Raw genomic sequence first — 16,191 nt, 5'->3', positions numbered from 1 at the left:
CTTTTTTTACCAACCTTAAACTCATATCAACTTGGCATTATACGTATGTATTTAGAATGAGGCGTTTATACCAACCCAAAAACTACGTGCTTTATCTTTAATATTGTAATCATCTGTAAAGATAACTTCATCATCATCGTATGAATAGCGACCGTCGTTATCCAGATCAACATAATCTGTTTGATATGAAGTGAAGTCTTCATCAAGTAAATTATTGATACGTACATTTACTGTTAAGTTTTCGTTAATTGTATAACGAGCACCAAGGTTTAATGCATTGTAACTTTTGTAATATAACGCTTTATCTAAAACACTGTCCCAATCTCTGTAACGGTCAGAACGTATTTCAAGTTGAAGGTAAGCATTGAATTTTTCAGTGATTGACCAATCAGTTGAAATATTAGCCATATGCTCTGCAGTATTAGTTAATGGCTGACCAGCGCTAGAACCACTTTTTTGCTCACTGTCTGTCCATGTGTAGTTAGCATTTGCATTCCAATCTTCAGAAATTGAAACTCGGCCAGCAACTTCAAGACCTTGAATATCAACTTTGTCGATATTAATTTTTTGGCTATAAGTGGTGTAACCTAAGGAATCATACGCTCCTAAGTTTACACAAGGGCGAACATCGTTAGTGGTTTCACAGCTTTGAATTGTATCTCCACGGGCGATCTTATCTTTAAACTTAGTATTAAAGTAAGTCATATTGAAACTATGACCCTTGTCAAAATCGTTCCAGTAAACCGCTAACTCACTATTTACACTAGTTTCAGGTTGTAAGTCTGGGTTGCCCGCAAACGGTGAAGTACCTTGACCACCAAAACCTGTAATACCGTCATAAAGGTCAGTTGTTTGAGGCGTTTTAAAACCAGTACTTACACCACCTTTAATTGTCCAACTGTCAGATATTGTATAAACAGAATATAAACGCGGAGATACATTACTACCAAAAACATCGTGGTTATCGTATCGAACACCCGCTGTAATTGTTAGTGGTTCGATAACAGTCCAGTTATCTTCAACAAACAATGCATACATTTTTTGTTCTTGTACGCCATTTACTTCGCCGTCTTCTAATCCAAACACACCATCAAGTAACTCACCGTTAGTAATTTGAGTACCAACAACTAAATTATGGAAACCTGCCAAATCATCTAGTGGAATATCTAAACGAGCGTCTAATGTATATTGGCTACTTTCCAACGGACGTTTGTTTCTTGGTAAAAATGTTTCGGCAGCTAAGGCTTTACGAGTCTCTTCATCCATTCCTGCGTATGCATCTGTAGCGTAATACATTTTCTCTAACAATTGACGTTCTGCAACACTTAACGGCATAGTACGGCCATTATTTTGTGTATCAACATAAGATAAAGAGATAAATGAACGAGCAAAATCCCAGTCAGCATTATGACTTAATGACCACCATTGACGGTCAAACTCTTGATCCGCAGCATAACCAGCGCGCGGTGAAACCGCACCTTTTGATTCACGCCAAATTGATTCAATATTGTCTTTAGTCCCTAACGGATAAGTAATTTCACCACTTTCAATATCGTAGCTTGGTGTGTTGTCGTATTTTTGATGAGAGTTATCATAATCAAAACGTATGTCGTGATCTTTAGTTGGTGTTAACAATAATGAGAAACCATATTGTTTATTGGTATTATCAACCGTTTTACCACCGCTACCAAAACCTAATGAACGATAATGTACATCACCATTTGGATCCGTTGCTGGTTCAAACTCTGGTGAAGATGCTAAACGCTCATAAACACTACCGCGTAAGCTCAAATCTAATAGCCCATCAATTACAGGCCCCATTAATGAGAAATCAGTTGTAATATCATCACCAAATTGGTCATCGCTTTGTAAGCTGCGGCCAAAGGTTAAAGAACCCGACCATACACCTTGCGATTTTTTAGTGATTATATTGATTGCGCCACCCAAAGCATCCGCACCGTAAAGGGTTGATGCTGGACCACGGATAACTTCCACACGTTCAATCGCATCTAATGGAGGAATATGTCCAAACGCATTGCCGCCAAAGTTATTAGGATAAATATCACCATGGTTATTTTGACGTTTCCCGTCAATTAAGATCAATGAATATTCACTTGTTAAACCACGCATACTGATTGAACCTTGGCCTGTTTTGTCACGGCTAGTTCCAATATCAACACCTTCTTGGTATTTAATTGCATCCAGTAATGTTGTGAATGGACGTGTTTGCATATCTTCTGCAGTGATGATTGAGATACTTGCAGGAGCAGATGTCAATTTTTGCTCAAAACCTGTTGCTGTAACTACAATTACATCCATAGGTTTGTCAGATTCTGCTTGCTGAACAGCTTCATCTTGTGCATACGCATTCATACCAAAAGCCATCGCTATACAAGTTGCTATGTGTCGATATTTAAACTGAGTTTTCATTTTTGTCCTCGGAAAAGATTAGCGTAATAAGTTGTGTTCAAAATCAATGCGATGCATCTTACATAACGCTAATGAGAACGTCAATGATAACTATTCTCATTTACATTGATTTTGAACTTTTTTATTTTTTTTATGTCTGGGGGATATTCTCAATGCCTTATCTTGGCGATAAATACACATAACCCATTATTAAGTAATGGCTTTATGGTTAGCTATTATCATTAGGTCTTATGAAAAATCTTATAATGGATATTTTTGGATGAAAGGCAATGTGGTAAAAATGTCTAATATATTAAAATATAATCGTCCTTTATTAGCAGTAGCTCGAAGATGAAATATTAGATACAAATTTAAAAAAAAATAATACGCATAAAAAAATGCCGCTTAAAGCGGCATTTTTAAATTATATTGGTACTATCTAAAACAGGCAAAAACTAAAACAGACAGAAAGCCTTTAGTTAATTTAGCCAAATAACTTCTTAAGTTTTGCTTTGGCTTTTTCTTCTAGTTCTTTTTTCTTTCTATCTTCTTCTGCTTTTAACTTAGCTTTAGCTCTGGCCTTTTCAGCATCTATCTTAGCTTTCTCTTCTGCTTTTTTAGCATCAGCGTCAGCTTTCATTCTTGCTTTTTCCGCATCAATTTTTGCTTTAGCTCTGGCTTTTTCCGCATCTGCTTCAGCTTTTAGTTGTGCTTCGTAAGTTGAAATTTCTGACTTAGCTAATTTCTCTAACGCTTTGCCTTTTTCTTTTAAGCTGCCTTCAGTTAAGTTCAGCTCTTTAAGTTGCTCTGCATAATCGCCACCATAAGCAAGAAGTTGTTCGTTAAGTTTCTCTTTAAGATCAGCTTCAAGCTCTGCTTGTTTCTGTTTTATGCGTTTATTAAAGGCTGAATTTAATTGTTTATCTAAATCACTTCTTAAAGAAATATTTGGCGATTTAAGTTCACCGTTTGCACTGGTAGATACAGTAAATTGATTTACATTTTTAAGTGCGGCATTCATTTCTTTGGCGACAAATGTGGTGTCTTTGGTATCAAACTTAGCTTGTTTAAATAAGCCGTTACCAACTACGTCCATTGCACCTTTGGTAAATACAGCTTTTGCCGTGACTGACGCTTTACTGGATACCAGTTTCAAGCCAACTAAACCCAATTTAACATTGGTCAATTGCCAACCTTGTAGGTTTAAATCAAACAAATCTTTTGATGGTGATTTTCTGTGATCCATTACACCAGTAATTTTTAAGCTGTCCATATTTTTTAGGTTTTTACCCGTTGCTAATAAGCGCATTGGAGCGTTGATGACATCTTGCTGATTGGTAATATCTTGAACTTTAACAGCAACCTCGCCAACGGAACCAGTACCTTGTTCTAACTCAGGCAGTTGCATGGTGAAGCTAAGAGTTTTAATCCAAAACTCCGGTAACGGGTTGTCACTTTTAAAGTGGACTAAACGCCCTTCTAAACGTTTATCTTTCAGCTCTTGCATTTCAGCTTTGGCTTCGTCGTCTGACAATAATGGGCTGACTATTTCGTAATACTCTAGTGCGGTTTTAGCATAACCACCAACATCATCACCAAATAATAATGCGGCTAAATTAGTTGCGCCTGCGCCATCTAATTTGTATTTACCTTTTAAGTTAGCAAAATCTTGTGCTGGTGCGTCTTTTAGTTTTGACCATTTTTGGTTTAAGCCAGTCTTACTTTCTTTCACCGCTTTTGTCAGTTCAGCAATAGCTAACTTGTCTTGCTTAAATTTTGCGTTTAATGCATCAAATTCTTTTTTGCGTTGTTTAAAGTCTTCTACGTTTTTGAATTTGCCTTTTAATATATTATTTAATTCAGTCTCATAATTTTTTAATGCATCTTCATTTGGTATATTTGCTAACGCAGTATCTATTGTTTGTTTATGCTGTTTGTAAGAATCTTCTAGGTCTTTACCGTATTGAGTAGTTAGTAAGTTTTCACGCGCTAATATCTCATCTGATGATGGTAAAATATCGCCTTCTTGAGCTTCTGCCGTTTCACTATCAGAATCAGAGTTATTAGAAGAACCTTCATCCGTAGAAGCGGTTTCTTCTTTTGACTCTTCCTCTTCTTGAGCCTCAACAACTAACTCACCAGAGAAGCTTCTTTGTGTTCCTAATGCAACGCCCGACAAAGTAACATCAGGAACAATTATATGTCCTAACAATAAAGGGAAAGCTTCCAGCGTGGCAACGGCAGTGTCAAAGCTAACTACATTTTCCATTGGGGCATTTTTATCTGCCACTTGTACACCGGTTACAGTTAATGACAATGGGTTAAATCCTAAACTAATGTCTTCAACATTTACTTGTGCGCCAACAGCTTCACTGCCATATTTTTCAACCGCCATTTTCATTAAAGGACCAAGTGCTAATAACCAAAGGGCAGCAATTAAAGCAACCACAACAACAAAACCAGCTAAACCAGACCAACGTATCCATTTAATCATGATTATTCCCCTAACCTTTCGTAATACTTATAGAACTTACTGGCTTTAAGCATTTTGCTTATTTTCAGTTTTTCGAACCACTTCATAATTCGCACTCGATAAGTCGACACGATAAAGCGGCTAATAAATAGCATTGGAATAAATAACAAAATAGAAATAACAACGCTGCCTAATAATAATGTGTGATTAAATTTAAAGGCACGCCAAACGTCACTTTGATAAAGCTCAGTCCACATTGATAGTAAGTCAGGGTCGTTAAGTAAGTATTCACCCACTTTTATTGATAAAGGATCAATACCAAATGCAAGCAATGCAAACACAGCACTACCTAGAAAGAACGCGCCCAAGTTGACACGAATGGCAAACACAAAAAAGAAGATGATTAAGTTATGCAGACTAAAAAATGGTGTTAAACCAATAAATAAAGCAAAAGAAAAACCCAGAGCGATTTGACCGGGAGATGCATCGCCATTAAGCAATTTAAAAAACTTGCCTACAAAATTAAACATAAAAGTATCCTTAAGATTTGTTTATTATTCTATTAGTTTGCTGTGCCGTTTAGCCGCGCAATTTAGTATGTGAAGAATAGCACCCTTTATAACGAACGCATTATTAATGCTAAGCGACGATTAAATATGAATGTACGAGTAATATCAACCATTGAACACTTTGAATGACATAAACAGCCAATATAAAAACAAACCTTCAGTGAATTACTAAAAGCTTTCTTTGCTTTAGCTAGTGGTAACTAATTTGTGTAAGTATGAGAAGTACTTACAAAGAATCAATTACAGGCTGCTTGTTTTTTTAGTTAAACGTGTTTTCAATTTTTTCTAGTTCAGGAGCCGCTTTAGGACTTCCTGATTGTAAATAATATAATTTCGCACGGTTAATGTCTTGTGACACCTTGCCTTTACCGTAGTGATATATGTTAGCTAAACGCAAACTAGCATCTTGCTTATACAGTTTAGAATTAGTGTCAGAAGGAAAACCTAAAACAATAGTGAAGTACTTTAAGGCCTGTTCATAATCCTGTAGCTCTTCATAAACAAGACCTAGATTATAATTTACTCTCATGTCTTTATTGATAATTTTATTGTAATACACCGTTGTTTTATCTAAATTTTTAACAACGCCATGACCATATTGGTACGCGATACCTAAATTAAAATACACATCATCATCACCATAACCGTATAAGTTAGCTAGTCGCTCTAAATATATGACTGACTTTTTAATGTCTTTTGTTTCACCGACAGAGTCAAAATAAATACAGTTTGCGCCACTACAAGAATAAACTAGGTAAAGTGTTTTGGTGGCTTCTTCATCGCCTAAATCGGATGCTTTTTTATGAAATTCAAATCCTTTTTCAACATCTTTCAGCTGTTTATTTATTTCAGGCGGGTCAATATAGAATTGCGCAATTTGGTTTAACGCTGTTATTTCGCCTTGATCAATCAAGCGCTGATATATATTCATCGCTGTTTCGACATCTTTTTCTGCATTGGAATAAGCCAAGTTTTTTCTAGCTAATTTATACATGCTTTTTACATCACCTGCATTCGCCGCCATTTCAAGGTATTTATAACCAGCTTGGTCTGCAGTATCCGCTTCATAACTAGACAATTGTCTTAGCGTTGGGATGTGTTGGTTTTTGTCGAGCTCTTGTAACAGCTTTTGCCGAAAGCTGTCTGGCAACTCTTTTAATAATTCAGGATCGTCCGTAAGATCTTCAATGATTTTTGTTTTTAACACTATATTATTGCTATCAAAAACAGATTTACGCCATTTATTTATTAATGCTGGCTGCTCAAAATCAGTTTCATCAATGTATGCCATTACCAATCTATACATTGCGGCTGAATTGCCTTCCTCTGCTAATTTATTAAGCGCATCATAAGCTCTGAATTCCTGCCCATTGTCATAATAATATTTACTAAGCTCAGTAAGGGGCTGAATTAAATCTAATTCTAATATTTGAGCTTGAAGTGATAAGAACTTTTCTCTCTGATTATTTTTCTTGTATAGCTCTAATAACCTTGCTGTTGCGCCTTGCGTGTTTAAAAGCATTTCTTTCTTCGACAATGCTTCTAGTTTTTGATTATAAAGTTTGCGGTCTGAGGAGAAGTACAATGAATAATATCTTTTAACTTTTTCTCTATAACTTTCTGTATTTCTATCATTAATATCAAAAGATTTAGCATTGAACTTAAATGGATAACGTGTATATCTGTAACGTTTAGCATAAGCTAATGCGTCTGATTTTATATCTGCATTATCTAACGCAGTTATCTGTGTAAGTAATTCTTTGGCTTTGAATTTTTGTTTTTTACTTGTGTATATTTTGAACATCATTAATTGTAATTCGGCCGATGACACAAGTTGTTCTGTTCTTACTTTGTTATAGATAGCTTCCGCTTTTTCAAATTCACTATAATCAAGACTGATTTCAAATAAGGATAAATAGTCATTTTTATCTGCATTTAGTAAAATTTTATCTTCTACTATTTTTTGTTTTTTAGACTCATAAAATTGCAGGTAGTAACCATATAAATTGATCAACGCGTTTTTATTACCTTCAAATTCCGGAGCAAATGATGCCGACTTTTCCAGTAAAGCTAAATACTTTTCCCGCCCATTAATAAACATACTTTCATATTTAACAAACAAGGTTCTAAATGCTTCAATGTCTTCTGGTGAATTACTTTGTAGTACTAAGTCGTACCATTTATGGAAATACTCTACCCCTTCTTTGGTTTCAGGAAATAAGTAGTCTTTATTCAAATTAAGCATGGCAGTAATATCGCCTTGCTCAGCTCTAGAGATAAGATCCGCCTTTTTAGCGTCTCTTTCTTGTGACTTAACTTCTAGGATTTGTGAACGGTTATAAGAGCTAGCACAGCCAGTGAGGAGTAAAACAAAAACGAATAATGTACTAATTACTTTCATTGTTGACCTTTATAAGATGGAGCATAAATAAAACCTGTACTGCCAAGCAGTACAGGTTCATTTATTAACTGTATTTAAATTCTCTTGAATTCAAATACTAAGTGTATAACTTTATAATTTATTAATATTTAAAGTTTTCATTAGTTTCCGTTGAGGCTGTAACATCTAAATTGTCGACCGTTTTTGTAGTATCACTTGTTGGCTGTTTTCTCTCATTTTTTACCAATGAGGCTAAGGCACTACCTGAAACTACATCTTCTAATGAACCTCCTAAACCTAGCTCATTTAATAAAGCTGAAACCACAGGTGCTTGTGCTTTATAGCCTAATGCAGCATTTGTAAGTTGTGACATAGGATCTGCACTAGAATTTCCAGTACCGTCTGCATTCCCAGTAGATACACCGCCATAACCTTGTAAGATTTTAATACCTTCAATATTTTTAAGTGGCTCAACTGCTTGAGCAACAACATTAGGTAATGCTTCTAGCATTGCTAATACACGACGAAGCTCTACTTGGCCTTCGCTCAAAGCATTATCTGCTTCATTAAGAATACGGCGACCTTCTGCATCAACTGAGTATTGTTTCTCGTCCGCTTCAGCTTTCATTATGATAGCGTCGGCATCCGCTCTAGCGACAATAAGCTTAGAGTCAGCATCATCCTGAGCTGCTTTTTTAGTCGCTTCTGCGCCAACAATAATACCTACCGCTTCACGTTCAGCTACTTTACGTGCATCAATGACTTCAATTTGCTTTTGACGTTCAGCTTTAGCAACCGCACCAGCGGTAACTACACCTTCTTCTTTTATTACACGGTCTTGTTCAGCAGCGGCGGCTTTTGCACGAGCTGCTGACTCAGCTTCTGATTTTTCAGCAATGATAATTTGACGTTCTTGTTCAGCAACTTCAAGGTCACGTTGTTGGTTAATTTGCATTTTATCGAGCGCTAATTTTTTCTCAATTTCCGCGGCTTCCACGGCACGATTTTTAGCGATTTCAGCTTGACGTTCTTTTTGCTCTTGCTCTTCGCGGCTAGCTGCGATTAATGCTTTTTGCTCAGCTTCTTTTACTTGAATTTCTTGTTGTTGTGCAATTTCAGCTTCACGTTTTTGTTGAGCAATAGCTAATGAATCTTTTGCTGCTTCAAGATTACGTTGTTCTATTGCAATGCGATTTTCTTGCTCAACTTCATTGGTTCGTTGTTTACGACCTTCAATGGTTTCTGCAAGTTTTGCACGACCTTGGGCATCAAACGCATTGTTTTCATCAAAGTATTCAAGTTTGGTTTGGTCAAAGCTAGTAAGAGAAACAGATTCAAGTTCAAGTCCATTTTGTGCTAACTCGTCAGCAATGGCACTTTGCACTGCAAGGATAAAGTCTGGACGGTTTTTGTGAAGTTCATCCATCGACATAGAAGCGGCTGCAGAACGAAGTGCACCAACAAACTTAGACTCCATTAATTCTTTTACTTTATCTGGATCATCTAAACGGTCACCCAATGCTTGAGCTGCTTTGGCAATAGAGCCTGTGTCACTTGCCACTCGAACATAAAAGTCTGCGCCAACATCTACACGCATACAATCTTCAGTGATCAGGGCTTCACCTTCTCTTTTCTCAACACGAATACGTAACGTACGCATGTTAACTCTCATTAATTCTTGGAAACCTGGGATCAGCATGACACCACCGGTAGTGATCACTTTTTCACCACCTAAACCAGTTTTTACCAATGCTGAGTCTTTTGTCGAACGTTTATACATTCTCGACAAGGTGAATCCAACGATGAAGATAACCAGTAAAAAGATACCGGCAACCGCTACATAAGCGATAACATTACTTAATTCCATTTTAATTACTCCGAGTTAGTTAATAACTTTATTTTTAATGTTTTGAAATATTAGAGGTTGTTTAGCTTTCATAAGGCATAGCTAACCAGATGGCGCTATTGTCTATTTTTTTGACTAGGATAACTTTGTGATGCTGGCTAAGGATCACATCTTCGTCCATGGATTGCATTCTGACATTATGAGAAGTTTCATGCTCGTCGAGTACAACGCCCATAGCAAATTTTGTATAGGTCGCATCACCAATCGTGATAGTGGCTACTCTCCCTGCAAAGGTATCGGTACTAACCGCTGTGGTTTCAATTTTAGGAAACAACTTAGCGAATAAATTACATAAGAAGCCATTAATAGTAAAAGAGGCAATACTGACAGGGATAATGCTGACCCAAATTGGCATGTAGCCAACCAAAGAATATGATATTGCGTTGGCGCCGTAACCGATAAGAGTGAACAAGCCAAAAAAGAAGGTTAACCAAATAATTAGCGGTACTTTACCTAAGCCTAAAAGCGTTAAGTGACCACCTACATCCGTGTCTACATCAAAGTCTATCGCACTATCAAAAGCATGACTTAAACTCATACCAACTAATAATCCCAACACCTCAACAGTAAAAAGAATAATCAAAAAACAAAGTGCGAAAAAATATGGACCGTTAGTCGTATGGGTCAGAAATTCAATAAACATGCTGTTTCCTTACAGGATTGATTTATAAAAAGAATAAACGATGAGCCTTATCGATTCAACTATATATACTTTGTTGTGGTTCTGCGGACGTTATTAATCTGCCAACTCTGTAAGTAGTTGTTCACACCAATCACTAATACGTTGTTCCGTTAAGTCGTATTGCCCTTCATCATCTAGAGCTAATCCAACAAAATGAGACTTGTCAGCAGTTAATGCTTTTGAGGCGATAAATTCATAGTCGTCGCCATTTGGCCAGTAACCTATTGGATTTGCGCCTTGGTTAATACACACGTCGTGCAACATGCCAAGTGCATCTTGAAACCATTCTGCATAACCTTCTTGGTCGCCAAGACCAAATAAAGCCAAGGTTTTACCTGATAGGTCTAATGATTCCACATCTGCCCATTGGCTTTCCCAGTCTTCTTGTAGTTCACCAAAATCCCAGGTTGAAATACCAAAGATCAGAACATCAAAGTCTGCAACAGTGTTAAGTTCGGTATCTTTAATATTGAATATTTCCACTACGGGAACATCAAATAATTCATTTAATTTTGTCTGAATTTTTTCCGACGCTATTTCGGTATAACAAGTGGTTGAACCGTAAAACAAGCCAATTTTCATAAAACACTCTTTGGAAAAGAAATAAAGTTAATACTAGGAAAACGGTCGCAAGTTTAGCAAAATGCTAAATACAAAACACGTATCTAAGGAACATTAAATTTAGTGTTGGATTTACAGCAACAGAACGATGTTAATATCACCCTCTTTTTAGAGCACCTTTGGCTGGAAAAAGGATTAAGTGATAACACGTTAGCCGCCTACAAAAACGACCTTACTCAATTTAATGTGTACCTAGTGGCGGAAAATTTATCATTACAGCAATGTAACGAGTCGGCCATTGAAGGTTTTATAGCCCAACGAATAGACAAAGGTATTAAACACCGTTCCAACGCACGTTGTCTTAGTGCGATTAAACGTTTATTCAAATATTTATTAGTACTGCAAGTACGAACCGATAATCCAACCGCGTTAACCAAAGCGCCAAAACTACCAAAAAGTATTCCCAAAGTGTTATCTGAACAAGATGTGAATGCCCTGCTCACTTGTCAGAATTTGGAAATTCCGATTGAATTTAGAGACAAGGCGATGCTGGAACTGCTTTATGCCACAGGTTTACGCGTAACTGAATTAGTTAGTTTACGTTTGGACAACATAAGTCTTACTCAAAATATTGTACGAGTGGTTGGTAAAGGACAAAAAGAAAGACTGGTACCTATGGGTGAAATTGCTGCCGACTGGCTACAAAAATACCTTAGCTTTGAACGACCACAGCTATTAACTGGTGACTCTGATGTTTTGTTTCCATCAAGGCGTGGCAACATGATGACCCGCCAAGCATTTTGGCATAGAGTAAAATACTACGCGCTGTTGTCTGATATTAAAGTGCATTTATCACCGCATACATTGCGTCATGCATTTGCCACACACTTGCTAAATCACGGTGCAGATTTAAGAGTGGTACAAATGTTATTGGGCCATAGCGACTTGTCGACGACACAAATATATACTCATGTGGCAAAAGAAAGGTTAAAATCTCTGCACTTGGAACACCACCCTAGAGGTTAAGTACTTTCATTCTTGTATTTACTGACAAGTATTTATTAACAATAAGATGAAACTTAACCTACGTATTCGTGGTCTAATCTCATATAAAGTTAAATTTTATTTTCTGTATGGTACTTATATGATTAATGTGCGATACGAATTATGATAAACATACGATACAAAAAACAGGAATGACTATGTCAATAATATCTATGCCTTCAAGATCAATCACCTCAAAAATAGCGACATTTTTATCAGCAGCTAGCTTATTAGTGATTTCTAATTTTGCATTAGCCACAACGGCTGACGAAGATGCCACGATTAAATTAAAACTTGTTAGCTTAGGTCTACAAGCAAGCAGCATCAAAGACAGCCAAATGAAAGGATTAAAAGAAGTTGCCACTGACCGTGGTATTTTTTATATCTCTGCCGATGGACAATTTTTTATTGCCGGGCGTCTGTTTGATTTAAACAATAATATGAACAACTTAACTGAAGTTGCTATGCAAGAATTACGTCTTGATGGTATTGCTAGTTTCAAAGACTCTATGATTGTTTATCCGGCTAAAAACGAAAAATACAAAATCACAGTATTCACAGATACCACCTGTGGTTATTGTCGTAAGTTGCATGGACAAATGAGTGAGTACAACGACTTAGGCATTACAGTGCAATATTTAGCTTTCCCTCGTGGTGGCATAAATAGTAAATCTTTTTATGATATTCAATCAGTTTGGTGTGCGGATGATCAACAAAAAGCCATGACTGAATCAAAAACCGGTGGCGCAGTAAAATCAGCACAATGTAGCGCACCGATTGAAGCTCAATATAATTTAGGTCAAGCAGCAGGTGTTAACGGTACACCAGCAATAGTGCTTGATGACGGTTCTATGATCCCAGGTTATAAACCGCCAAGTGAGTTAGTTAAAATATTAGCTCAGTAAGTACTGACTCGATACGCTCTGGCTTAATAAGCTCTAATTTATAGAAACTGACAATAAATTATGTCGTAATCACAACATGTGAATGTTGGTTAATTACGGCATAATTTTTATGCGTATTATTTACACTGTCTTTTATAACCTTCTGTTCATTATTTTTTAGCTACACTCTTTTTTAAGTACACTTTAACTACATTCTTTTAACTCTGAATTTAAAGAGCCAATTATATATCCCTATGCTTAATATTAAACGCCGCGATATCAATACCGACCTAACGGGTCTTGCAGAATTTCATCCTATCATTCAAAAAATATACGCTGGCCGAGGCATAACTAAAAGCGAGCAGATTAAACGTTCTGCTGCCGACTTATTGCCAGTATTTACCATGAAAGGCATTAAAACTGCGGCTGAGGTATTAACCGACGTATTAAACCAACAACAACGTATCACCATAGTTGGCGACTTTGATGCCGATGGAGCTACTAGTACAGCATTAATGATGTTGGGTCTGACTAAATTAGGTTTTAAAAATGTGAGTTTTAAAGTCCCTAACCGTTTTGAATATGGTTACGGGTTAAGCGTTGAACTAAGCCAAGAGATCATTAATCAAGGTACTGATGTCATTATCACAGTGGACAATGGTATATCTTGTTTAGACGGTGTGGCGCTTGCCAAACAAGCTGGAATAAAAGTCATTGTTACCGACCACCATTTACCGGGTAAACAGTTACCAAATGCCGATGCGATTATTAATCCAAACCAACCAGAGTGTGAATTCGCCAGTAAAAACCTGGCCGGTGTTGGCGTTGCATTTTATTTGTTATTAGGCTTACGCTCTCATCTTAGAGACATTAATTGGTTTGAGTTAAATAACGTCCCTCAACCTAATTTAGCCGAATTTTTAGATTTAGTTGCGCTAGGTACGGTTGCCGACGTAGTGCCGCTAGATAGCAATAATCGTATTTTGGTGCACCAAGGTTTAGCCCGTATTAAAAAAGGTGTTTGCCGTTCTGGTATTAAAGCCATTATGCAATTGAGTAATAAAGATGCCAGTAAAGCCAAAGCATCTGACTTTGGTTTTGTCATTGGCCCAAGATTAAATGCCGCCGGTCGTTTGGATGATATGGCCTTTGGTATTCGTTGTTTGTTAACAGACAATATGGGCGCAGCTTTAAATATGGCTGAGGATTTAAACTCGTTAAACAACGAAAGAAAAGAAATTGAACAAGGTATGCGTATTGAAGCAGAAGCTGCGGTTAATACCATTTCTATTACCAGTGGTAACTTACCGCATGGTATTTGTGTCTATGAAGAAAACTGGCACCAAGGCGTTATTGGTATTGTTGCAGGACGTGTGAAAGATAAATTCTATCGCCCGACAATCGCTTTTGCCCAAGGTGATTGTGATGCCAATGGCGAATATGAATTAAAAGGTTCAGCTCGCTCTATTCAAGGTGTGCATATTCGTGACGTGTTAGACCAAGTATCTACTCAAAACCCAGGCCTTATACTTAAATTTGGTGGTCATGCCATGGCCGCAGGTTTATCAATAAAACATGTCAATTTAGACAAATTCAAACACGCTTTTGACACGGTTGTGCAGTCTCATTTAAGTGAAGAAGCGTTAACTCAAATCACCTTAACGGATGGCTCATTACCGAGTGAGTGCCTAACTAAAGAATTTAGCCAGCAACTTGATTTAGCAGGCCCTTGGGGACAAGCATTTGCGGAGCCTACCTTTGATGATCAGTTTGAAATCATTAATCAACGTTTAGTTGGCGCTAAACATTTAAAGTTAGTACTAACCAACAGTGACGGACTTGTATTTGATGGTATTCACTTTAATGCTGACTTAACGGTTTGGCCAAATCCCAATATTAAACATGCCCATATTGTGTATCAATTGGATATTAATGAGTTCAGAGGCGAGTCAAACTTACAGCTAATGATCAGAGATTTAGAGCCAGTTACTTAATACAAACGTCTATTTAAATAAGCTGGCGACCTAGAGAAACAGACAACCCAAAAAAACAGGCAATTTAGAACCGAAACTTAAATCGAGTTACGGTTCTAAATTGGCATCTATTAATAAGCATTCATTAACAAACATGAATACGCGTTAAGATTTTAATACCGTTGTCGCTAGTTCTGAGCCTGGTAAACCCGAACTGGCAATTGCAAAAATAATCCCAACAAACACCACGACCGTTAATAAATACCAGACTAAAGAAAAGACTGAACTGTATTTATCCATACCTTCTACGGTCTGATTTTTAAATTCGCCATAACTAAATATTAAATCAATTACGCCTAACACAATAAAAAAGCTTAGCAGGCTTAAACCCAAATTTATCGACAACGCAAAAGCGGCAGCAGAGATAACGAGCAAACTTATAAACTGCCATTTTGAACGGCCAGAAAACACGATAGATTTTACAACTTGGCCACCGTCTAACGGCATTACAGGCAGTAAATTGAATATATTAACCAAGGCGCTGACAGATGCTAATAAACCTATCCAGTGAGACTCAGTGGCTAAATAGATAAGATAAAAGACGATGCTCATTACAAGACCAAAACTCGGCCCCATCATAGCTACGAACACTTGCTGCCAATGAGTTTTTGCTTTGTCACCCACAGCCACACCGCCAACAAAAGGAATAAGGTAAAACCCTTTGGTTTTCATCCCCATTTTTTTCATTGCCCAAACATGACCGTATTCATGGAACATGATCACAGCAATTAATACCAAGGCAAACTGCCAGCTAAAGATGATACTCCAACCTGCCAATGCAGAGCCGGCTAACAACACTTTAATTGCTTTAGCACTTTTAAATAGTTTTAAACCAATACCAAAGAAACCAACAAGATGTGATGGTTTCTTTTCTTCTTCTGATTTGTCTTCATCGGCTTTTTCGACATCTGATTTATTTTTGCCAAAAGGCAACATGTCAGCTTCACCTGTGTAAACCATGTCTGAATTCTGGCTTAGCTGATAAATAATTTTGCCATCTAACAATTGTGTTTTGTAACTTAAGGATAAAAGTCCTAAAGACTCATGTTCAACATCGTGAACGCAGCCTGTCTTAAAATTATATTTTTCAGCTACTACTTTGTCATCTATCAACAACTGCTCTTTACCGGAAACCGATGAGCCTGTTAGCTTAAAATTATGTTCTAAATAATTGAATTCAAATAAAACCATGTAACTTCCTTTTACCATTTACTTCGAGTACTTTAAGTATCGCTGTATGAAACTTCATT

At 37.0% G+C, this 16,191-nt stretch carries 11 protein-coding genes; 3 read left to right on the top strand and 8 right to left on the bottom strand.

Annotated elements, in window-relative coordinates; all coding sequences use genetic code 11:
* Window positions 1-51: 51 nt before the first annotated feature.
* The 7 genes from BTO11_RS06945 to fldB all read right to left on the bottom strand — a co-directional run bounded on the left by BTO11_RS06945 (window position 52) and on the right by fldB (window position 11,001).
* Window positions 52-2,430 (bottom strand): TonB-dependent receptor domain-containing protein, encoded by a 2,379-nt coding sequence (locus tag BTO11_RS06945; RefSeq protein ID WP_105051923.1) that lies wholly within the window; start codon window positions 2,428-2,430, stop codon window positions 52-54.
* A gap of 463 nt (window positions 2,431-2,893) precedes the next feature.
* Window positions 2,894-4,903: a TIGR03545 family protein gene (locus BTO11_RS06940; protein WP_105051922.1), complete on the bottom strand. Its 2,010-nt coding sequence runs from the start codon at window positions 4,901-4,903 to the stop codon at window positions 2,894-2,896.
* A gap of 2 nt (window positions 4,904-4,905) precedes the next feature.
* A complete protein-coding gene (locus BTO11_RS06935; RefSeq protein WP_105051921.1) occupies window positions 4,906-5,412 on the bottom strand; it encodes a TIGR03546 family protein in 507 nt (168 codons plus the stop codon).
* A gap of 298 nt (window positions 5,413-5,710) precedes the next feature.
* The gene (locus tag BTO11_RS06930; RefSeq protein ID WP_105051920.1) at window positions 5,711-7,852 is read right to left on the bottom strand and encodes a tetratricopeptide repeat protein; all 2,142 of its coding nucleotides are present in this window, start codon (window positions 7,850-7,852) and stop codon (window positions 5,711-5,713) included.
* Window positions 7,853-7,973: 121 nt separating this feature from the next.
* Window positions 7,974-9,698, bottom strand: a complete 1,725-nt coding sequence (locus BTO11_RS06925; RefSeq protein WP_105051919.1) for a flotillin family protein — start codon at window positions 9,696-9,698, stop codon at window positions 7,974-7,976.
* Between the two features lie 61 nt (window positions 9,699-9,759).
* Window positions 9,760-10,380 (bottom strand): OB-fold-containig protein, encoded by a 621-nt coding sequence (locus BTO11_RS06920; protein WP_105051918.1) that lies wholly within the window; start codon window positions 10,378-10,380, stop codon window positions 9,760-9,762.
* A 93-nt stretch (window positions 10,381-10,473) separates the two neighbouring features.
* The gene (gene fldB, locus BTO11_RS06915) at window positions 10,474-11,001 is read right to left on the bottom strand and encodes a flavodoxin FldB (RefSeq protein WP_105051917.1); all 528 of its coding nucleotides are present in this window, start codon (window positions 10,999-11,001) and stop codon (window positions 10,474-10,476) included.
* 105 nt (window positions 11,002-11,106) lie between these two features.
* On the opposite strand from fldB, the gene xerD reads away from it, so the two are divergent.
* The 3 genes from xerD to recJ all read left to right on the top strand — a co-directional run bounded on the left by xerD (window position 11,107) and on the right by recJ (window position 14,902).
* Window positions 11,107-12,006 (top strand): site-specific tyrosine recombinase XerD, encoded by a 900-nt coding sequence (gene xerD / locus BTO11_RS06910; protein ID WP_105053682.1) that lies wholly within the window; start codon window positions 11,107-11,109, stop codon window positions 12,004-12,006.
* Window positions 12,007-12,182: 176 nt separating this feature from the next.
* Window positions 12,183-12,929, top strand: a complete 747-nt coding sequence (gene dsbC, locus BTO11_RS06905) for a bifunctional protein-disulfide isomerase/oxidoreductase DsbC (protein ID WP_229793336.1) — start codon at window positions 12,183-12,185, stop codon at window positions 12,927-12,929.
* Window positions 12,930-13,162: 233 nt separating this feature from the next.
* Window positions 13,163-14,902, top strand: coding sequence for a single-stranded-DNA-specific exonuclease RecJ (recJ, locus tag BTO11_RS06900; RefSeq protein WP_105051916.1), 1,740 nt, complete (start codon window positions 13,163-13,165; stop codon window positions 14,900-14,902).
* Window positions 14,903-15,046: 144 nt separating this feature from the next.
* On the opposite strand, the gene BTO11_RS06895 is transcribed toward recJ, so the two are convergent.
* A complete protein-coding gene (locus BTO11_RS06895; RefSeq protein WP_105051915.1) occupies window positions 15,047-16,132 on the bottom strand; it encodes a site-2 protease family protein in 1,086 nt (361 codons plus the stop codon).
* Between the last annotated feature and the right edge of the window lie 59 nt (window positions 16,133-16,191).

Source organism: Psychrosphaera saromensis (assembly GCF_002954545.1).
Classification (GTDB): Bacteria; Pseudomonadota; Gammaproteobacteria; order Enterobacterales; family Alteromonadaceae; genus Psychrosphaera; species Psychrosphaera saromensis.
This window is presented reverse-complemented; position numbering and strand designations above follow the sequence as displayed.